This is a genomic window from Vibrio sp. SCSIO 43155, assembly GCF_023716605.1.
In the GTDB taxonomy this organism is placed as follows: domain Bacteria; phylum Pseudomonadota; class Gammaproteobacteria; order Enterobacterales; family Vibrionaceae; genus Vibrio; species Vibrio harveyi.
On the sequence record NZ_CP071853.1, the window covers coordinates 1,242,331 to 1,263,019 of the forward strand.

A 20,689-nucleotide genomic window follows, 5' to 3' on the forward strand; every position below is an offset into this window, starting at 1 on the left:
GATACCTACCAGTTCCACTCTTGCCAGTTTCCATCTAACATTGCCGCATATTGACCTATTGAAGGCAGTCCCGACGTAATCAGCATACAGGGCGATATAGTTGCCGACCCTTCAGTCCACCAAAAACAAGGTTTTTTGTATTCCTTACCTAATATCTGATTTAAAAGACCATTCGCAGATAACTGTGGGGTGTTCTCATAAATGGTTGAAAGTTTGCTTTTGTAATGTACTAACGGTACTTCTGCCGTAGGAACATCATCTAAAACTGTCTTATCCGAGTCAGTGAGTCTTCGAGCCCATGCATCAAATACAAAGTCGTCATTGAGTACAGCGACGGCAAGATCTTGACTATTTTGAGTCCACTGACTCTGTTCCCAATAATCCACAGCACTCCCTTCGACTGGTCTCACAACGGTGAAAAAGAAGTAGCGTCCCGCAGAGTCAACACTCGGTATGACACTCCCAATGTAAGTTGCGTCTTCCATGTAGGAGATATCCAGTGCAAAGTGCCAAATTGGAGCCGTGAGAAAGTATTGATGCCATCCTTCGCCCAATTGTTCTCGGCTAACAGCTATTATTGCTTGCTGCCAATCATGCCATCGTTCAGTAAACTCTTGAGAAAGCCCATTTTTAACAAAATCCCCTTTTGCAGGCATTTTTCCAATGTAGCCCCAACAGGGTGTTATAGCGTTTGAGGACATCGAAAACTCTCCATCTCGTTAGACCAAAACGGGTTGATCGCACTTGAAGGGATGAGTTCCAGTTGAACTTTGTTTCCTTTCAAATCGATCATAACGATATTGTCATTTCGCGACTCTGGACGCGCTTTTAGCGATTGATCAAGTAATTTGAAAATACCCCACTCACCTTCGTAGGTATGTGCAATCTCGCGTTTTGATTCTGGTGGAGTAAAGACGATTCGAGTTTGGTCTTGCCCTGCGGGCCAGCTTAATGACTTCGCGCGAGCAGGACCGTGCTTATAGACTAAATCTTGCCCACCCAGCTCCAGTACAAAACGAGTAATATGCTGATCTAAATAAACAGGTTTCATTCCAAATTCGACGCGCAAAGAATTGTCCGGCTCAAAGAAAGTTTGTCTTATCCGTTTGGCTTTCTGGAATACTGCGAGTGTTTCTGGACGAACACCAATTTCTTTTTCAAGCTTCCAACGTCGAGTTGAAGTGTCTACAAATGGTTCTAAATACTCCTTAAAGAAGGCATCCATCGTTCCGCCGTAACCGAAAAACCGCTTAAAATCTTTGAGGCGAACTTCCTTCGAGGCATTAGGAACAAATGGATAGCGACCAGCAATTGAGCTTCGATATGGTTTAACCACCTTTGTTAACCATAATTGATTCAAGTGATCTTTAGACCCATTCTCTGCAAACTTAACTGACTCTTGAGACAGTTCTCCTAACCATTGATTAAATGGCTTTGGTAACAACTCCCTTGCACGTTCAAACGACGCAGCAACATCTTGGGTAACTGTTCCATCGAGAATGCTCTTGTATGCAATTTTTTGATTGTTACCCGAACTTGATAAATCAGACAGGTAAGAGCGCAAATTGACCATTGCTGTCTGAATATCTTCAAAATCTTGTTCATCCAAACGTAAGATTTCAGTAAAGTGGGATTCGACTTCTTTACCTGGCAAGGAAACATTAAAGCTATTCTCTTCAGGTAAATACATATCTAACTTGTCAGCGGTATTGGAAAACTTCACTTTAGCAACCTTCCCTGCCACCTCTGACGCCGCTTTTTGGTTCTCTGACAAGACAACTTTGGTCAAACCAACCTCTTTTTGAATCGCACGCAATAATGATTCAATTGGTCTCTCAACCCCCGACAACACTCTTGCTTGAGTAGAGGCTAGATCAAGGGTTGGCGCTTGCTTAAGCTGAATGTCTTCAATTAAGTTTTTCCACTCATTCACATAATCTTGGTAGTAACGTGCTTGTACACCCTGGATTGCACTTGCTTGGTCAATTTCATGCGCTTTTAAATCGTCTCCATATACCCAGTTCTCTTCCATTAACCCTTTCACAGTGCGGTTAATTTGAATTTGGAAAATGCTGTGAAACCCGTTATACGTGTAAAAACCGGAGATCCCTTGAGACAGTGGTTTACCGCTCATTCGCTCAAATTGTTCTAACCCTTTTGGTCCCAGAACGTCTGTTAATCTGAATGACGGCACATGACTTTTTGAAAATTGTAACTTCATGCGTTGGTAAGCACGCTCAGGCAAAGACATTTGAGTTAACACTTCTCGAGCACTCTCTACAGCTGAGTCATTAAATGAGAAACCTCTTTCGTTGCTTTCCAGAAGGTTATTAGTGTGCGTCATTAGACGGTCTCTTAGTGATTCATTAAGAGCGCCTGGATAATGTCTTTCAAAATAAAAGCCAAACCACGCTAATACTTCTTCTTGTTGATACTTTTCTGGGTTAAACAACATTAGGTAAGTTTTAAGCGTTTCGTATAGATACTGACGATGCTCTTGGTTTCCTTCCATTTCTGAAATCAGGCTATCAAGCACCAGAGGAGCGAAGTGTTTGGTTAGAGCAGACGTGTAGGCGTTATTTGCCGCTTGAGAGACTTTGTCGCCCTGATACAAACCAAACTTCTTTATTGCATCCGAATTTCCGTAGTCGCTTTGCCTTCCCAAAGGTAAAGTCATGATTCGGTCGAGTGTTTCTATCGCGCTGATAATGTCTGATTCAAAATCTAAACTATCTGCACCGATCATTGCTTTTATATGACCTGTCTCTTTGTTGGTTTGGGTGATAAGTGTCGAGTTCCATTGATAACTCATAAACCACGTTCCAATCGCTCCGCATAACGCGACCGCACAGCCGATGTAAACGCCTCGATGGAGCCAACTGGATTGCTTTTGATAATGACGATTGACTGTCCCAAGCAGTTGCTCTTTGAAGATGACTTGATCAAACAAGCTTCTAACGAAATAGCTGTGAGATCCGTGGTGCTGAGCAGATAAACCTAACTTCCCTAGCCCGAGCCCGCTGCTCGATTCGTTCATTAGCCGGCTAACAGGGATACCGTCTTGAACCGAGCTAACCATAAACACGCCTCGAATAAGGGTGGGCTCTTCAAAGCTGTTCTGAGCAAATATTTCTGTAAGGAATTCATCTAGGTTTGCTTGAAGCACTCGAAGTTGCTTTGGAAATTCAAAGATCATCGCGCGCTTATCAAGATCATCCTCTGTTTCCAGAATGCGCAGCATTCGGGCGTCCAATCGCTCAAGTAGATGATGAAACTCTTTATTGAAAAGAGAAACGACACCGCGCTCATCTTCGCAATCTTTTGGGAACATAAAACCGAATAGCTCTTCACGCTCTTCTTTGCTCAGATCCGCGAAAAACTCATTAAACCCCGCCACCAGATCCATTTTTGTAAGAAGAACGTAAATTGGAAACTGCATACCCAGTTGGTTTTTTAGTTCCTGTAAACGAGACTTTATCGCCCTTGCATGCAGGCTCCTTTCCGTGCGTGTTTGCGACATAATGCTAGCTAAGCTGATTGTCACAATTGCGCCGTTAATTGGTCTCTGTGTTCGATATTTTTTTAACAGCCCAAGAAATCCATGCCATGCCTTAGCATCAACTTTTTCTTGGCTATCTTGTGTCGTATAACGACCAGCGGTATCAACAAGAACCGCTTTGTTTGCAAACCACCAATCACAATGGCGTGTTCCCCCAACACCTGCAACAGAGTCCGAACCTAATGAATCCGCTAACGGAAACTCCAACCCAGATTGCTTAAGAACTGTCGTTTTACCTGTACCAGGAGGACCAATCAGTACATACCAAGGTAATTCGTATAAGCTACGTTTACCTTTATGTGTTTTGGTAACCACTTTGATTGCCTGCTCTATTCTGTCTTGCAGCACATTAATTTCTGAGGCAGCTTCTTTATCAGATTGCGAGTCCACCTCTAACAGGCTTTGAATTGTTTCGTCTTCTTTTACTTTTTGCTTATGTTGCTTTGTAAGATTGAACACACCCCAAACGAAAACTAATACCAGGATGCTAACCAAACGCTGAAAGTCAGTTTTTAAGGGCTCATATCCCGCAACAGTGGTGAGGGGACCTACGACCCAAATAAAAATTGAGCACGCAGCAACACCGACTAAACCGATAAACCAACGTTGAGTAAATATTCTGCCTACTTCTCGGATACTCATTTATCTCACTTTCCTTAGTTTGCAACCATAAGGTCAATTTCGATTCGGCGGTTAAGCGCACGATTTTCATCAGTAGAGTTTTCAGCAAGGGGTCTTGCATCACCAAGCCCTTCAGGAAGGACTCTTCCTTCCAGTGCACTGTTCGCAATCAACTGTTCAGACATCGCCGTTGCACGAGCAAGGGAAAGATGCCAATTGGACGGATATTTACTGGTAAAAATAGGGTTATCGTCAGTATGTCCAGTGACCAAAATCTTCCCTTCGGTTGTTTCTAAAGTGCGAGACAACTTAGATATAACAGGTTGGATATATTCAACGACTTCCGCACTACCTGACTCAAACAAGTCTTGAGCTTTGAGAGAAATCCGAACTCTGTCGGATAGAGCCTCAACAGTCACCAGTTCTTTATTTATCTCGGTTGCTAGATACATAGAAACGCGTTCAGCAACTTTTATTACTTGAGAATCGGACGTAGGAGCCATCTCTGTTTGATTAGGTGAGATGAGATTAATTAAACTGGCAAAGGTTTGATTTGAAGCCTTGTTAAGGTCATAGCTGAAGAACATAAAGATACAGACCAATATTGCCAATGTGACAGAGCAAACCACCCATAAAGGCGCACGTTCCGCCACTTGCGAACCATTTAACAAACGGCTTTCAATATTGTCGCTTAAGCGTTGCTGTAACCCTCGACCGTTTGACTTTAAAACGCTAACAACTTGCTTTCTCAAACGACGGTGTGTTTCCAGACCATTTTTTTCTAATCGATATTGCCCTACGAAACCTAAAGACATACACACATACATGAGTTCCAAGAGATCAAGCTGAGTCTCAGGGAATGACATGCATGTTTCTAAATGCTGAAAAAACGCCTCCCCACCTTGACTGCTAGAATAGAAAGAGGTCAGCAACGAGTCGTGACTCCATGTCGATTGGCTACCCCAATTTGTATTCAAAACTGCTTCATCGATTGCGCAGCATAAGCAGTAACGAGCGGTATCTATTGTTTCCAGATTTATGTTTTGTTGACGTAGTCGGTTTTCGTAGTCTCTTAACTTTTGTGCCAACGTTTCTTTTAAAAACAAGACGTCAGAGTGACTCGCTGTTGCTCGAATCTGTCCAATAATAGAAAGTATGCCATTAGCTTCAGCTAAAATCGGGTTGCTGCCAAATGCGACCACTGAGTCATTGTTGACCACTTCAGGATTCTTTGAGATCACAACTGTACTATCGGCAGATTTTGGTACTGAGATATTAGCGTTTGTTGGTCTTCCACCTGGTGTTGGCTTTATTATTGTCTGTTCCATAATGACGTAACCTGTTATTGGTTAATGCTCCATAGCTCTATGTCTGAATTCGGGAATTGACCAGATAGCTGAAGAGCAATACCGCCACTCTCTTGGAGACGAACCCAGAATGGTCCTTTCTTAATCACTTCAAAATACACATACCCCGTTTGATAAGGGATCTGTCGAGGAACAACATTGAGTGGTGCAACGTTAATACCGTTGATTTGATTATTTATAAGATCTCTAATTTGTTCTGCTGGTCCCAACTTGAGTTGAGCTGGTACCAAACGTCTAATCTCATCAGTACTTGTATCTGCTTTTACTGCCAAAACAAACTGGCTTGATTCAAGAAGTCGCTTATCAGGTAACGGTGTCACTCGAATACCAAGTTGTCGAACCTCCAAAGGAAGTTTATTAGCCGTCTGATCTAGAACAACACTCAGGTATTGGCTTAACACCTGATTAAGCTCTGAAATCGTAGAGGTCAGATTTGAGTGTTCATAATCAATAAGCAAAGGAGCGCGCTTATTTTTACTCGAAAAAGTCGACAACTCACCAACATATCCTCGTAATAGCGTGACAAACTCTAAAGGGTGAACTTGTTCTAACTGCCCCAGATGTCTAAGAATCGTTTCGTAGCGATTGAGCATTTGAAGCATGATGAAATCGACAGCTGAAGCAGATGCCGCTTTGCCTTGCACTAAACGTTGAGAAACCACATCAGCACGGATTTTTGTCATTCCCGTTACATTTTTTAGGCAAGCCAACATTGCTTGATCTTTAAGCACATTGAGATGTGGCGGCGTATACTCTTCATCAAGAAGAATTGCGCCTTCCGCAGTGACTTCTTTAATTTTAAGAATCGGTAACTCAACAAAACCTGACAAGTTGTCATTGCTTACTTTAAGCGCAACATTCAACGACGCCACTTGAATGCGCTCTTCATCCTGACCAGTTTGCACGTCTATAACGTCTAGATCGTTTAACACATATCTGCTGACAACACCTTCACTAACATCCGCAATCGTTTTTTCTTTAAGGCTCGATGAAGCAACGACCACTTTAACTAATGTGTTTTGAGTTCCCTTTTCAACCAGTAATGGCGGAAGAACTTCATTAACGTTCTGCAATTCAATAAGAGTCATATCAGGAAGAATCGCTTCGAGTTTCTCGATTTCTACCACGCCTTCTTTCAAACTGTTCGGGTTTATACGAACTTGATACACGCCCCAATTATAAGGCTGTTGAAAACGGTTCAATCCCTTAAACTCATGCTCAATTGCACGCTCGCTTTGCTGGAAATGTTGAGGACGTAAAAACATCCCCTCACACCATGCTGTGTGGGAGTAATCTGCCATTGTTTAGTCGCCAAGTGAGGTTATTTAACGAATATAGAAAGGTCGTCTAGGTGAATTTGGTAAGTGTTGTAACCGGTCTGATCTACCTCAATCACCTGCCTCCAATTGGAGTTTTCGATGTCACGGAATGCCGCGACTAAACCTAAATACTGAGTTTTTGGTGACATGCTTGCGTGATAAATATCTTCCTGACCAGGCGTTAAAGAAATTTCATATTTGTTCACTAAATCAGGACCTAAAACCGTGTCATAGCTTTCGTACAGCGAAAAGAAATCCTGACTTTCAAAGACGGTTGAAGATGTCAATTCAAACACATAAATCACAACAGGCGACGGTCTGCCATTTGAATCTGGGTTGATATTATGTTTGGCGGTGAGCGCTAAATCAGCATAGGGATCAACTACTAGGTTTGCCGCTGAACAACCAACTAAAACTGCCGTAATAAATAGAAGTAAGGTCTTCATTATTGTTTTCATCATCATTCCTTAATTTTTACTTCTCAGTGCATTTTCATAATGCTTTGCAAAATCTTCCAAATAAAAAGGTGATTCCTTATTTATAATTTCATCCGTTAATTGATAATGAATACCTTCAAATTTCTTCCAGCTTTGAGCATATTTTCTTGCTGGAATTATTTTATTGAAGAAACTATCACTTGACATTGCATCGGAGTAAATACTTGATGGCTCAACTAACGACATAACACTTGAAACGGTACCTTCGACACCTTTCATCAACGCTTTTTCATGGTTTTCTATATCAACAAATGCTTCTTTAATTGCTATGTCTGCTCGCATAAAACTAGCAGTGTTTCGGTTGTATAAATTATGAATAGCATCTTCTAAATTAGCGGAAAACTTTAATGGATTATTTTCTGACTTTCGAAAAGCGGTATGGTTTAAACGATTATTTTGTTTAAACTCAGCTCGATTATGTAATGTTTCCATTAACCCCAGTAGCATCAAAGAAAACGACTGGCCTAGTTGCTCGAACCACTGTTCTCTATTTTCGTCTGGAACCATATTTGGGTTGATACCCAGACCTCTGACGAAGGCTTGTTGATTTTTGCTTTCATTTTTTACCAAAGGCTTCGGAGCGCTAATCGGGGTAGACGCATGAGGGGATACTTCTTCAACACTCGGCTCTTGTGCTTCTAAAAAGTCATCCATCAGACCAATATCAAGCTGAAACTCAGAAGGCGCACTGTCTCTTAACAGATCCGCTGCGTTCAAGCCAAACTCATCATGAGTTAAATTTCGGTCTACATCACCAACAGCTAACTCATTGATAGTATTGTGTACTCTATTGCTATCATCGATAATTCTTTCTTCTAAACTTACTTGAATTTGATAATCGCCGAGGGCCACGACATCGCCATGGTTGAGTGCCAATTCATTTCCTTGACCAACCGGCGTCACGGCATTATTTACAAAGGTACCATTCGTCGATAAGTCTTTAATCAAGTACTTTTCACCAAATTTGATCAGTTCACCATGCTTACTTGATATGACTCTTTCAGGGTCAGGCAATGTCCAATCACACTGTTCAGAGCGCCCAAAACTGACCTTGTCATGTTCACCTGTCGCATCAAAAACGAACTCAGTGTCAATCTCTGGAGTGAACTTATGAAAACTTGTAATGGTTAAAACCAACGTCATGTAAACCTCGCCAAAGGAACTGCTTAATATATAAATTTAGTTCTTAATAGTTAGGCAACCACTTATTAACACTAAGATTAATAATGCCTAATCAAATAATAATTGTATTTCACGAACGGAATAATGAATTAATTTCTCAGCAAAGCAATCTAGGATTATTACGCAGAACAAAATATACAACGAGGTTCAAATTTTTGACGCTTAACTTTTCATTCGTCAAAAAACCGATGTTAGCTTAACCGAGAAATCTTCATTTAATCATTTTTCATTAGCAGATGAGTTATATATTCACACCATCATTTTATATGGAGCCTCGTGATGGACGACAAAAATAAAGACAGTTCTATAAATAAAGAATGCAGTGGCGATAAAACCAAAATTGTAAAGACTCAAAAAAGAGAAAATACAAATGACAATAAGGGCAATATAAACAATGAAGGCTCTGCCCTAAATAATAATGAAACAAATACAAAAGTGTCTCAGAACCTAAACACAATTCCACCAGCAAATAAATTAGTGCGTAATATTGATAATGATGATAAGCAAACTCGATCTGATTCATTGCTCGGGGAGACGGTAAAAAACCGTTATGAAATTGAATCTTTGATCGGTCATGGTGGTTTATGTGACGTCTTTTTGGCGAAAGACAAAATTCTTGAATCTTCTGGAGCAGATGTCCCCTATGTCGCATTAAAGGTACTACAAAAAGAGTATGCGTCTCAGCCAGAAACCGCCCGCATGCTGATTCGTGAAGCACAACAAACTCAGAAGCTTAGTCACCCCAACATCATCCGAGTCTACGATTTTGGAGTAGACGGAGAAATCTATTTCCTCGTGATGGAATATGTTGATGGGGAGACATTAGAAGGACTTATTCAACGCTCTAGACCGGACGGGTTAAAGTACAACGCCACCCTTTCAATTCTGAGCCAAACGTTAGATGCATTATCGTATGCACATTCACTTGGTGTGGTCCATGCAGACTTAAAGCCCGCAAACATCATTCTCACTTCGGAAGGTAAAGTGAAGTTGCTGGACTTTGGCGTCTCTAAAACGCACCAACTGAAGCATGACCAATATGCAGCAAAACGAAAATCACAAGACACTGACACGCTGGGTTATACACCGAATTATGCCTCACTTGATATCTTGTCGGGCAAAGAACCGAAACAAAGTGACGATCTGTTTGCGTTTTTCTGCATTACTTTCGAGTTGCTGAGCTGCAAACACCCATACGGACGAACCCCAGTCAACGAAGCGCTTAAAAAAAGCGTTAAAGTAAGCAAGCCATCTCATTTTCCATTTTCAAAGTGGCGCATCTTCTCTAAAGCTTTTGCTACTGGTGTCATCCCTTCTCAGCTCAGCGCTACTGATATCAAGCACCTGTTAAATAAGAACCGTTGGTCACTTTATTCAGGTATAGCCGCCAGTCTTGCCTTAATGGGTTTGTTAGGTACGTTCTATCAACAACAGCAAAATACCATTAACCAACTCAACCTTACTCTCATAGAAAAAGATCAAGCCATCGAATCTGCAGAGCAACTGTTAAATACGCTTCCGGAGCAAACCAAAGCGTTAATTGACAACAAACAAGGGATACACCCAGTGATTGCTGCTGGTTTCCTACGTTTGTATAAACCGCATATCCTTGGAGAATTTGAAGCAAAGATCGATGACGTACTTAACTCTGATGTAACGACTTATCCAAACTACAAACAGATTGAATCCATCTTACAGCAAGCAAAAATCTATTACCCAGACTCCCATAAAATCGAAGTTTTGGCATTGGATATTCAATCAAGCAAACACTCTACTCTGCTTTCTATTGCGAGACAGATAAACAGCCACTTAGAAAAATCCTTGTACACCCAGCAAGACGAGGCTAAATCTATTTACGATCTCAAAAAGGAACTCCATGAAATACATAAAGAGTACCCTTTCACTCCTAGCTCGTTGGCAAGCGAAGTCTTTGGTCAACACCTCAATGAAGCGCTAAAAATGCGCGATGCAGCAGCTTTAGTCACACTCATCAAAGTTGGAAACTCCTTTTTTGCTGAGTCTGAAGAACATCAGCAAAATTTGGCGATCAGCAATACAATGAAAGATGCGGTATTGGAAATGAAACTTTACGAGACCGCAAAAGAGAGCTCAACGCCGTTGCCTTTCCCTGCTGATGCTGCACGATTGTTGTATCAGGAAGAGTTTGAAGGACTGCACTACCGACTCAACCAAGCTCGCACAACGGTTAACCTAGATAAGCTCGTCAAAGATATTGATGCATTTTCTGAAAATTTCCCGCCGGGTTTCCAAGATATTAATGATCTGCGATTCCAAACCGCCGATAAGTACCTACAGTTTTCTGACATTCTTTTAAACAAGCGGAAGTCTAAAAGTGCGAGGCGTGCGATGAAGAAGGCAAACGAGCTGTTAAAACGCGTCGAAACGGAAGCTGAACAGAGTTAATGACTACAAAAGTTGATGAGGGGCATATCGCCCCTTATTTTAACGTAAAAGCGCTTGCCTTTATGCAAACTGATGACTAATTTTATTTTAGAGTGTGCTAATCCGTATAAATAGGTAGAAGTTTGACCACAGGGAAGATCGAAGTCGATAACATCAGCATTTTAGTCATTGATGACTGTTCAACCTCTTCAACGTTGATCAAGCATCAACTCGTCTCGCTGGGAGCCAAAATATCCAACATTACCTGCGTTAACAATGCGCAGCAGGCGTTGAGTGCTACTAAGACTCGCTTTTACTCGTTCATCATTATGGATTATCACCTGTCTTCTAAGTTGACCGGGCTTGATCTAATTAACCTGATGAGTCGAGCGAAATTGATATCAGACACAACAGCCGTGCTTATGATATCTGGTGACGCTACGCAAGAAACCGTGCTCACTGCGCTTTCTGGTCGTGTTAGACATCTACTTACTAAGCCGCTTCAGACAAAAGCACTACAAACTAAAATGCTCACTGCTTTACAAGAGCAGCATCACCTTGCTGAAGTAAAACAATACCTTAGCAAAGTTTCAGTGCTTTCTCTCAATGATGTTGCGCAACTGCATAAGAAATACGCGACCAGTGTTTGTGTTGAATCACTCTTAATTGATACTTTGATTGAAGCGAAACAGTTTGAGGTACTAGAGAACTTCCTTCCTTTTTGCAACGACAAAGAACACGCGAGTCGAATTTGTGCTGAAGCATTCCTACTTCACCAAAAAGGTAAGATCCGTGAAGCTGTTGAAGTCCTTGCAAATTACGTCACACACAATCCGCTTTGCTTAAGGGCTATCGATAATCTTGTCGGGCTTTATGAAACCTTAGGGCAACACAATAACGCCTCTATACTTGCAAACCGAGCCTTTGAACTCACCCCTAGTAGCAGTGCAAGACTGATTACTGTATCTAGGGTTCTGTCAAAACTCGCTCAGTTCGAGCGACTGTACGACGTTGGTTACCTTTACGCATCCAATGTTTCATCCACGGATACTCAGTGGCTCGCTGCGATGAATACTTATGTTGACTTGATTAGTGAACATTTTAAGACACTCACTAATGCAAATGACAAAAAGAAAGTACTCCTAAAGCTCAATGAATTTTGTTTGCTCGCTGAGAAACAGCTTAATCGTAACCAACAAGTTGATTTAGCCGCTTTTAAGCAGATGATGCAATGTAAGCTTCTTTTACTAGAATCACGTCCGGAGTACGCCCACAGAAAGCTAATGCACTCACTTAGCTACTACTACGCAACGCCGAACAAAGCACCTTTACTGCTATTAAAACAAGCCATTCCTTTGATGGATTTTTTCGGCGAGTTTGCTATCAAGCGTTGCTTGTTAACCTTACTTGCAGCGAAGTCAGGAACCGCTTTAAAACTCAGCGAACAAAAGAACTCCGATGACGAGACATTAGGCAAAAGATACCCTTTCTCAGTCGAAATGCGCCTCAAGCGGCTATCGGATAACAACATTGAAGCGACAGACATCATTTTGGATGAGAGCATTGAATTCCTTTCTCAGCGTCCACTACCACCAAATTGGTCTAACTGGCTCAAAGATTATCTTTCGGGATCGTATTCGACCCAGTTACCAATACCTTTTAACTTACAAGCCACACAGTGGAGATGAATAATGATCAATTTCGAAGTGTTGAATACCTACATGGACAACGATGTCGACATTATCTTTGCTGTTTTCTCGACTTACATGGAAGACTACGAAGATGGATTAGAAAGAATCAACCAACTCAACGCAGAGCAGAACTGGGGGGACTTATTCTTATTATCACACAGCTTAAAAGGCATCCTTTCTAGCTTTGGAGAAGAGTCAGCTGTAACCGCATTGAGCAACATTGAGGAGCACACAAGAGACAATATCGCACCGGATAGCGGGGATCTAGCTATAGTTAATAAAGAGCTGGTGACGATAAACCAGCAAATAACAGATTACTTATCTAACATGGATCAGTAACAACACTATAAAAAATATACGTTAATTGGAATGCTAGGCTATGAATAACACGAATTTTAAAGAGTTGATAGATTCACTTAAGGATCTGACTCCAACTCAAAAAAAATACTTAATAAGTCAAACTCAACTCTCTTTGGACGAAAGCGAACTTCTTAAAAACAAGGACTTACTTACACCCGAAGAGCTTGAGCTTTTGCTTGCAGTGACAAACGCGAAGTGAAAGCGAGACGTTAGAAGCTAACCTACTCATTAGTTTACTTTAATGCTCTAGTTCACTTTGATTTCTAACTAGGGGTAAGCGAGCCTTACCCCTAGTTTTTATCAAATAGACACCCATCTTGAGGTTACTTGGGTATAGGCTTAATTTTCATTCATCTTGCCTTGGTATTCTTGCTGTAACTTTTCCTTTTGATCTGCTTTTACTTCCGCCCAGCTTCCGTTGTTTTCAATCGCTGTCACCCGAGCTTGGTATTTCTCTACTGCTCGATTTAAAACAGAATAAGGGTCAACGCCCTGCTCTTTTTCTAACGCCATCAGGATATTTAAGTAGTTCCACAACACATCGCCAAGTTCATCTTCTAGATAACACTGACGCTCTTTAGCGATCTCTTCGCTGACTTCTTCAAGCTCTTTGTGTAGCGCATCAAAATACGTTTCTGAGCCTCTATACCAAGTGTTGTTCTTGTCGTATTCAGCTTTGCGCTGAGCAATGTCAAACAAGGCTTTAAAGCTCTCCATTGCTTTCTCCTCTTTACACCAAGATTTGTGCTTTCAATTAGATAGTCACTCACTCTAAGTAATTTAAATTCAAAAAGAAAGCATCCGTTATTCACCTCATTTTTTTCAGTATCATCACAAACAAAGTGAACTTAAAGCCTCTCATTAATAACAATATGTTATGCAATCAATAACCAATGATAATTTCATGTTTTCAATGTTAGCCATTATCTTAATCCCAATGACGTTGTTTGTTGGGGCACGGTTGTTGTTCGAACAACACCTAACAAGCCGAGATAAGAAGGTTAAATATGAAATTTCTTCACACTATGATCCGCGTTGCTGATCTAGATAAGTCCATTGAGTTTTACACCAAAGTTCTTGGTATGAGCGAGCTTGATCGCTTCGAAAACACGGAATACCGCTACACGCTCGTATTTGTGGGCAACGCAGACCAACCAGACAGCGCGACGATTGAGCTGACTTACAACTGGGACACAGACAGTTATGACCTAGGTAATGCGTTCGGTCACATGGCATTAGGTTGTGAAGATATTTACGCTGCATGCGACAAAATCAAAGCACTTGGTGGCAATGTCGCTCGTGAACCCGGCCCAATGAAAGGCGGTGAAACTCATATCGCATTCATCAAAGACCCTGACGGTTACCAAATCGAATTGATTCAAACAAGCAAATAACGAGGTTAGTCATGAAAGATACATTGTTTCAACCTGTACAACTTGGTTCTCTAACGCTTCAGAACCGTATCGTTATGCCGCCAATGACTCGCTCTCGTGCAAGCCAACCTGGTAACGTCGCAAACGACATGATGGCTGAGTACTATGCACAGCGCGCATCTGCGGGCTTGATTGTTGCAGAAGGCACACAGATTTCACCTATGGGTCAAGGTTACGCTTGGACACCGGGTATTTACAGCCAAGAACAAATCGCAGGCTGGAAAAAAGTCACTGACGCAGTACACGCAAAAGGCGGTGCGATCTTCGCTCAGCTTTGGCACGTAGGCCGTGTGACCCACCCTGACAACATCGGCGGTGAGCAACCAATTTCTTCTTCTGCACTAAAAGCAGAAAACGTGAAAGTGTTTATCGATAACGGCACGGATGAGCCTGGTTTCGTTGACGTGGTAGAACCACGTGAGATGACGAAAGAAGACATCAAAGTGGTTATTGAAGAGTACCGTCAAGCGGCATTAAATGCGATTGAAGCGGGCTTTGATGGCATCGAGCTGCACGCAGCAAACGGCTACCTTGTAAACCAGTTCATCGATTCTGAAGCAAACAACCGTACAGATGAATACGGTGGTTCAGTTGAAAACCGTCTACGTTTCTTGGGTGAAGTGGTTGAAGCGATGACTCAAGCGATCGGTGCTGAGCGCGTTGGTGTTCGTCTTGCTCCGTTTACGTCACTAAACGGTACTGTAGATAAAACACCAGTAGAAACTTACACAGCTGCTGCGGCGCTGCTTGATAAGCTAAACGTTGTTTACATGCACATTGCAGAAGTAGACTGGGATGACGCACCAGATACGCCTGCTGAGTTCAAAACAGCCGTTCGTGAAGCTTACAAAGGCACTATCATCTATGCTGGTCGCTACAACACAGAGAAAGCGGCTGAAGCTCTAGAAAGTGGCCTGGCAGATATGGTTGGCTTTGGTCGTCCGTTCATCGCTAACCCTGACCTACCGAACCGTATCAAGAACGATTACCCATTAGCGGCTCACGATCCTGCGACGCTGTTTGGTGGTAACGAAAAAGGTCTGTTGGATTACCCAACTTACCAAGCAAACTAAATTGCTTCGCTTGCCTAGTTCAGCCGACTTATTTAAATAGGCAAGTTGAATAGACAAAAACCCCGCAGATGCGTTTGAGTGCATCTGCGGGGTTTCTTTTTAGCGTCCGGTGTTGTCTGACATTATGGTTTTGGCATTAGAGTTTTCTCTAACGACGCTGACAAGAAGTGCAACCACGACAAGCCGAGCGTGTGGTTTTATCCAACAAACTTCGCTGCACTTTGCAGTATGCGTTCTTTAATGCACGGCGAGCCGCAAACCAATCTTCAGGCTTAGTCAGAATCAAATAGCCATTGAAGCGCTTCACTAACTCCACTCTGTGTTTATCAATAAAGCGGCTGTCAAAACCAATATCGAAGTAATCCAAAGCTTCTTCGATACAAGTAAAGCTGGCAATCTTGGCTTGAATATCGTTTTGGCTCATAGCCTCGTTTCTGAGTTTGTTCACTTGGCTTTCAGTATAAAAACTTCCGTTCAACCGTTCTTTGATTTACATCCGTAGCACGTCATTTTGCTAGAAACCGCTGAGTTTTAAATTTTCAAAATGAAAATCAATATAAGAAGTCATCCTGCAAAACTCTTCTCATCTTCAGAATGCTTTTTAACTCACTGATTTTATGAGCCTAATTTTTGGTGCGCATTTTGCGTTAGTGAGTTTGTTGACTAGGGAGAGATGATGATGACTTACCGAGCAGAAATAGATGGATTACGAGCGATTGCCGTCCTATTAGTGATCTTTTTCCACGCAGACATCGAAGCGTTTGCTGGTGGCTTTATTGGCGTAGATGTGTTTTTCGTGATCAGTGGCTACTTAATTACCACAATTGTGATAAACGATTTGGATAAGAACCAATTCAGCCTTGCTGATTTCTACGAGCGCCGCATTCGCAGGATTCTACCCTTACTGCTGTTGGTTATTGCAGTGTGTTATCTACTCTCTTGGTGGCTGTTCCTTCCACATGCACACAAAGAGGTGGGCGAGTTTTCTGTGTCTTCCATTCTGTCCGCTTCTAATGTTTTGCTTTACCTCAAAGGGCACAATTATTTTGGGCTGGAAGAACAAGCCAATCCGCTCTTTCATACTTGGAGCTTAGGTGTAGAAGAACAATACTACATTGTCATCCCTCTTCTGCTTATGCTTCTGGCACGTGGCAAACTCATGTCTTACCTCACCTTCTTCATTGCGGTGTTTGCACTAAGCCTGATGACTATTTGGTACGCCAGTGGCGATCCTGATTTCGCCTTTTACATGATTTTCTCTCGTGCGTGGGAACTGGCGGCGGGCTCTCTGATTGCCCTAGTGATGCGCAAAACCGTCATCAAACCCAACAACACCTTAGCAATGATTGGTTTAACGCTAGTTCTCGCCTCTGCTTTGTTGTTTGATAAATCAAAAGATGGCGCTGGGCTCATGCTGTTAATCCCTGTGATTGGCACCGCACTTATCATCTTGTTCTCATCCAAAGACAACACGCTGGGTAAAGCTCTAAGCCTCAAATCAGTGGTTTTTGTTGGGTTGATCAGCTATAGCCTTTATTTATGGCATATACCATTGCTGGTTTTTTATCGCTACGTACTTACTGCCGGACAAGAGTTCAGCCTAGCGTTTTATCTTGTCGCTCTATTTGCCTTTTCTTACTTAACTTGGCGCTTTGTTGAAAAACCTTTCCGTAGCCGCAAGAAAATCGGCATGAGCACACTTGCTGCATCACTTGTGTTAGTCACCCTGCCGCTGCTTGCTTTTGGTGTCGTCGGTCATAAAAATGGGGGCTTTCCAGACCGTAGTGCGTTTTTCGAAGCTATGCGTGTAAACAATGGCTATGGCATTGCATGTAATGGTAATACAACCATCAACGACACTTGTTCATCATCTTCAGAGCCTACTGTCGCAGTATTGGGTAACAGCCACAGCATGGTCTTTGTTCAGCAACTCTCGAATGACACACCAACGGGAGTTGTCCAGCTTACGCAAGATTCTTGTGCGGTGGGTTATGTCGACATGATTGCAGGAGTCAATAATCTATCGTGTCGAAGCTTCTTCACCGATGCAGTAGAAACCATTCAGAATACGCCTTCAATTCGACGCGTGGTGATTTCTTCTAACTTCAATAAAGAGCTCTCTAAGCAAGACTACCAAGCTTCGCTCACCCATCTATTGAACGAGTTAGAAGACAGAGAAATCGTTGTCTTTGGTCCAACACCTTCTGCACCGCATGCTATTGGCGAATGCTTATGGAAAGCGCAATTGTTTGGTGACAACACAGGCAATGAATGTGACTTTTCGCCGAAGCAGTCACACCCGCATCATGTAGCGACGCTGGCAGCGTACTTTGACCAATTTGAACATGTGGAGTTTGTCGACCTTACTAACTACATCTGCCAAGAGGGTAAATGCGCAATGAAAGTGGGCAGCAACAATGCCATGTACACCGATTCAAGCCACCTCTCTTACAAAGGCGCAGAAATTGTATTGAGTAGCTATCAAAAGGAGTTGAGTGACAATCAACAACTCACTGCTCAACATTAACCCAATGACAAAAGGAAGAGAGCTCAGCGCTAACCCAAACGCTGAGCTTTTTTATTTAAAGATTCTTGGGTCGAAAGCAAAATCAAGCTTCTCTGCTTTCTTCAGGATCTCTTTCATCTTGGGATGGTTTGGATTGACGACGTAGTTGTTGTCACGAGGCGAAATCGTTGAAGGCACTTGCAGTGCAGCAAACTCAGGATGTGGATCGTTGAGAAACTGGTCGCCAATGTATTGTGTGGATTCACTAGCAGGAATGGAGCGCCAAGCGACTGGTAAGTCTTCTTCATCCAGTGCAGCAATTAAGTATTCCGGCATCTCGATACGATACAAATCGTAAAGCTTGGTTATCGCCGGATCGTTGTTTACATGAACGAAAACTTCTAGCGAGCAGAGAGATTCGGATTGAGAAAAGTACAGTGCTTCGGTTCCTTTGGAGTTCCATCGCCCACCGTATAACTTGGCACCGATTGGGCTAAATGGAGACTCAGAGAACTTCTTTTGAGTCAGTCGATAGAGCTTCATATTACGAGAATACCCCGTGCTCTAGTCTTCCAATCAAATCTTTGACGATTTCAAAATCAACCGTGGTTGAAACCATGTCTAATGGGCGCTTGCCGCCCAAACCGTAAACATTTTCCCGCATCCAACCTAGTGCGCGTTCTTCATCATCAAACAGTTCTGTTGCTAGCTTAAGTAGCATCGCTAAACGATAGATGGCATCACTCTCTTGCGTGTTGAAGCGTTCTTCGTTTTTGAGTCGACGTTTGATGGTGCTCACTGGGATCAATGTGACGTGTTGGAATTCGCTTTGAGAAAGCTTCACACGCTCGACGATATTACGGTATACCTTTGGCTCAAAGCCTTTATGAACCGCATCGGTACGACCGGTTTCGGCATCTTCAATGCCCAGCATAAACCAGAAGTTTGCCTTGTGAGGCAGCTTCGGTTTAAAGCTTTTTAATGTTGCCGTTGCCATACTGAGCTCCTATAGACCAAATGGTCTTATTATTATGGTCCATATGAGCTCAATTATCAATCGCACAAATTGCAGCCACAGTAAAACAGGCGCTAATCAGAGCAAGAGAAACGTTAAGGCTTGTCTACGCCTACGTATTTCACTCCAGAAAGCAACGCCATATCGCGATTCCAAGTGGCGAGGTCGTGTTGATTAAACTTGCTGAGATCATCGTGTCCACACGCTCTTGCCATCACTTGCATCAACTCAGCCGAGGCTTCAAAGAAGTTCTTCAATTGAACCGAGGCTTTATCCACATTCAACCGCTGTCTTAAGTCGACTTTTTGTGTCGCAATGCCTGCTGGACAATTGTTGGTATTACACATTCTCGCGGCTACACAACCTATCGACTGCATCGCACTGTTAGAAATCGCAACGCCATCTGCACCGAGCGCCATCGCTTTTACAAAGTCCATTGGAACACGCAGTCCACCCGTGACAATTAACGTGACACGGTCACTCATACCTTGTGCATCCAGATAACGTCTTGCTCTAGCGAGAGCGGGAATAGTTGGCACGCTGATGTGATCACGGAACATAGCAGGCGCTGCGCCCGTACCTCCTCCACGACCATCCAAAATGATGTAATCCGCACTGGCATCGAGTGCGAATTGAATATCTTCTTCGATATGGTTTGCACTGAGCTTGAAGCCTATCGGGATACCACCTGTCACTTCCCTTACCCGATCTGCAAACTTTTTAAAATCTTCTGCGGTATGCAGATCTTTAAACGTCGGGGGTGAAATCGCAGATTGCCCTTCGGGAATGCCACGCACTTGCGATATTTTACCCACATTTTTATTGGCTGGTAGATGACCACCAGTCCCTGTTTTTGCTCCCTGCCCACCTTTAAAGTGGAAGGCTTGAACATTGAGCAACTTAGATTCGTCGTAACCAAATTGCGCACTCGCCAACTCATAGAAATAACGCGAGTTCGCTGCTTGCTCTTCTGGCAGCATGCCACCTTCTCCGGAACAGATTCCGGTTCCGGCTAACTCCGCACCTTTCGCAAGTGAGATTTTGGCTTCTTCTGATAGCGCGCCAAAGCTCATGTCAGAGACAAACAATGGGATTTTTAGTACCAGCGGCTTCTTCGCTTTTGGACCAATCACCAATTCGGTTTTGACTGGCACATCCTCCATCAGAGGTTTGGTTGCCATTTGTGCGACCATCATTTGCAGGTCATCCCAATGTGGCAATTGGTCTCTCGGCACACCCATCGCCGTCATCGGTCCATGGTGCCCTAACTTTGATAGCCCTTCTCTTGCCAGTTGGTGAATAAACTCAACTGTGGGTTCTTCTTGCGTCGCCACTGCAATTGGGATCTCGTTATGTCCAGCTTGGATACCCGGACCTTCTTGTCCCACTTGCTCAGAGGTGAACTGCTTATGCGTCCCATCGCAGAAAGGCGCATTTGCGGTGTGTTTACACTGACACAGATACGCATCTTCATCCTTCTCAGCGACAAAGCTCATGGGTTTAAAATCGGTTCCGGCGTGGGAGCCATCACAATAAGGTTGGTTCTTAGATCGCCCGCATCGACAAAAGTAATATTCTTGTCCTTGCACAAGCTCAACTTTGATGGGTTTGTTATCCGCTATTACTGGTTTGCTCATTTTGCTTCCCTTTTTCAATGCCATAC

General features: G+C 42.8%; 18 protein-coding genes. 7 read left to right on the plus strand and 11 right to left on the minus strand.

The genetic code is table 11. The features are described from left to right. Positions 1-5: 5 nt before the first annotated feature. The 6 genes from tagF to tagH are packed head-to-tail and all read right to left on the minus strand — an operon-like array spanning position 6 to position 8,506. On the minus strand, positions 6-701 hold the full coding sequence (gene tagF / locus J4N44_RS22425) for a type VI secretion system-associated protein TagF (protein ID WP_017190833.1): 696 nt from the start codon (positions 699-701) through the stop codon (positions 6-8). Continuing rightward, on the minus strand, positions 683-4,201 hold the full coding sequence (gene tssM / locus J4N44_RS22430; RefSeq protein WP_252045184.1) for a type VI secretion system membrane subunit TssM: 3,519 nt from the start codon (positions 4,199-4,201) through the stop codon (positions 683-685). The genes tagF and tssM overlap by 19 nt, the downstream gene beginning before the upstream one ends. Before the next feature lie 14 nt (positions 4,202-4,215). Further along, positions 4,216-5,508 (minus strand): type VI secretion system protein TssL, long form, encoded by a 1,293-nt coding sequence (gene tssL / locus J4N44_RS22435; RefSeq protein ID WP_017190835.1) that lies wholly within the window; start codon positions 5,506-5,508, stop codon positions 4,216-4,218. A gap of 14 nt (positions 5,509-5,522) precedes the next feature. Further along, positions 5,523-6,848, minus strand: coding sequence for a type VI secretion system baseplate subunit TssK (gene tssK, locus J4N44_RS22440; protein WP_114321657.1), 1,326 nt, complete (start codon positions 6,846-6,848; stop codon positions 5,523-5,525). A 20-nt stretch (positions 6,849-6,868) separates the two neighbouring features. Continuing rightward, positions 6,869-7,324 carry a type VI secretion system lipoprotein TssJ gene (tssJ, locus tag J4N44_RS22445; RefSeq protein WP_049537511.1) on the minus strand — a complete coding sequence of 152 codons (456 nt, stop codon included), beginning with the start codon at positions 7,322-7,324 and terminating at the stop codon, positions 6,869-6,871. A gap of 9 nt (positions 7,325-7,333) precedes the next feature. After that, on the minus strand, positions 7,334-8,506 hold the full coding sequence (gene tagH / locus J4N44_RS22450; protein WP_053049077.1) for a type VI secretion system-associated FHA domain protein TagH: 1,173 nt from the start codon (positions 8,504-8,506) through the stop codon (positions 7,334-7,336). A 318-nt stretch (positions 8,507-8,824) separates the two neighbouring features. On the opposite strand from tagH, the gene J4N44_RS22455 reads away from it, so the two are divergent. The 4 genes from J4N44_RS22455 to J4N44_RS22470 all read left to right on the plus strand — a co-directional run bounded on the left by J4N44_RS22455 (position 8,825) and on the right by J4N44_RS22470 (position 13,198). Then, positions 8,825-10,969 (plus strand): serine/threonine-protein kinase, encoded by a 2,145-nt coding sequence (locus J4N44_RS22455; protein ID WP_252045185.1) that lies wholly within the window; start codon positions 8,825-8,827, stop codon positions 10,967-10,969. A gap of 122 nt (positions 10,970-11,091) precedes the next feature. Further along, a complete protein-coding gene (locus J4N44_RS22460; protein ID WP_017190839.1) occupies positions 11,092-12,636 on the plus strand; it encodes a response regulator in 1,545 nt (514 codons plus the stop codon). A 3-nt stretch (positions 12,637-12,639) separates the two neighbouring features. Beyond that, entirely contained in the window at positions 12,640-12,978 is a 339-nt protein-coding gene (locus J4N44_RS22465; protein ID WP_005447056.1) for an Hpt domain-containing protein, read from the plus strand. Positions 12,979-13,018: 40 nt separating this feature from the next. Next, positions 13,019-13,198: a hypothetical protein gene (locus J4N44_RS22470; RefSeq protein WP_005447058.1), complete on the plus strand. Its 180-nt coding sequence runs from the start codon at positions 13,019-13,021 to the stop codon at positions 13,196-13,198. Between the two features lie 140 nt (positions 13,199-13,338). Here the strand turns inward: J4N44_RS22470 and J4N44_RS22475 are convergent, their stop codons facing one another. Further along, a complete protein-coding gene (locus J4N44_RS22475; RefSeq protein ID WP_029789708.1) occupies positions 13,339-13,716 on the minus strand; it encodes a MazG nucleotide pyrophosphohydrolase domain-containing protein in 378 nt (125 codons plus the stop codon). A 290-nt stretch (positions 13,717-14,006) separates the two neighbouring features. Here J4N44_RS22475 and gloA point away from each other — a divergent pair, with 290 nt between their 5' ends. Both gloA and J4N44_RS22485 read left to right on the plus strand, forming a co-directional pair. Then, positions 14,007-14,393: a lactoylglutathione lyase gene (gene gloA, locus J4N44_RS22480; protein ID WP_009699026.1), complete on the plus strand. Its 387-nt coding sequence runs from the start codon at positions 14,007-14,009 to the stop codon at positions 14,391-14,393. An 11-nt stretch (positions 14,394-14,404) separates the two neighbouring features. Beyond that, entirely contained in the window at positions 14,405-15,505 is a 1,101-nt protein-coding gene (locus tag J4N44_RS22485; RefSeq protein ID WP_050941227.1) for an alkene reductase, read from the plus strand. 148 nt (positions 15,506-15,653) lie between these two features. Here J4N44_RS22485 and nifW read toward each other — a convergent pair whose 3' ends face one another. Next, complete coding sequence (nifW, locus tag J4N44_RS22490) at positions 15,654-15,929, minus strand: nitrogenase-stabilizing/protective NifW family protein (RefSeq protein WP_005441361.1); 276 nt, start codon at positions 15,927-15,929, stop codon at positions 15,654-15,656. A 255-nt stretch (positions 15,930-16,184) separates the two neighbouring features. Here nifW and J4N44_RS22495 point away from each other — a divergent pair, with 255 nt between their 5' ends. After that, on the plus strand, positions 16,185-18,032 hold the full coding sequence (locus J4N44_RS22495) for an acyltransferase family protein (protein WP_252045792.1): 1,848 nt from the start codon (positions 16,185-16,187) through the stop codon (positions 18,030-18,032). Between the two features lie 51 nt (positions 18,033-18,083). Here J4N44_RS22495 and J4N44_RS22500 read toward each other — a convergent pair whose 3' ends face one another. The 3 genes from J4N44_RS22500 to J4N44_RS22510 all read right to left on the minus strand — a co-directional run bounded on the left by J4N44_RS22500 (position 18,084) and on the right by J4N44_RS22510 (position 20,663). Then, entirely contained in the window at positions 18,084-18,554 is a 471-nt protein-coding gene (locus J4N44_RS22500) for an RES family NAD+ phosphorylase (protein WP_050938225.1), read from the minus strand. A 1-nt stretch (position 18,555) separates the two neighbouring features. Further along, positions 18,556-19,008, minus strand: coding sequence for an Xre family toxin-antitoxin system antitoxin (locus tag J4N44_RS22505; protein WP_005426938.1), 453 nt, complete (start codon positions 19,006-19,008; stop codon positions 18,556-18,558). Between the two features lie 113 nt (positions 19,009-19,121). Then, positions 19,122-20,663: a glutamate synthase-related protein gene (locus J4N44_RS22510; RefSeq protein WP_252045186.1), complete on the minus strand. Its 1,542-nt coding sequence runs from the start codon at positions 20,661-20,663 to the stop codon at positions 19,122-19,124. Between the last annotated feature and the right edge of the window lie 26 nt (positions 20,664-20,689).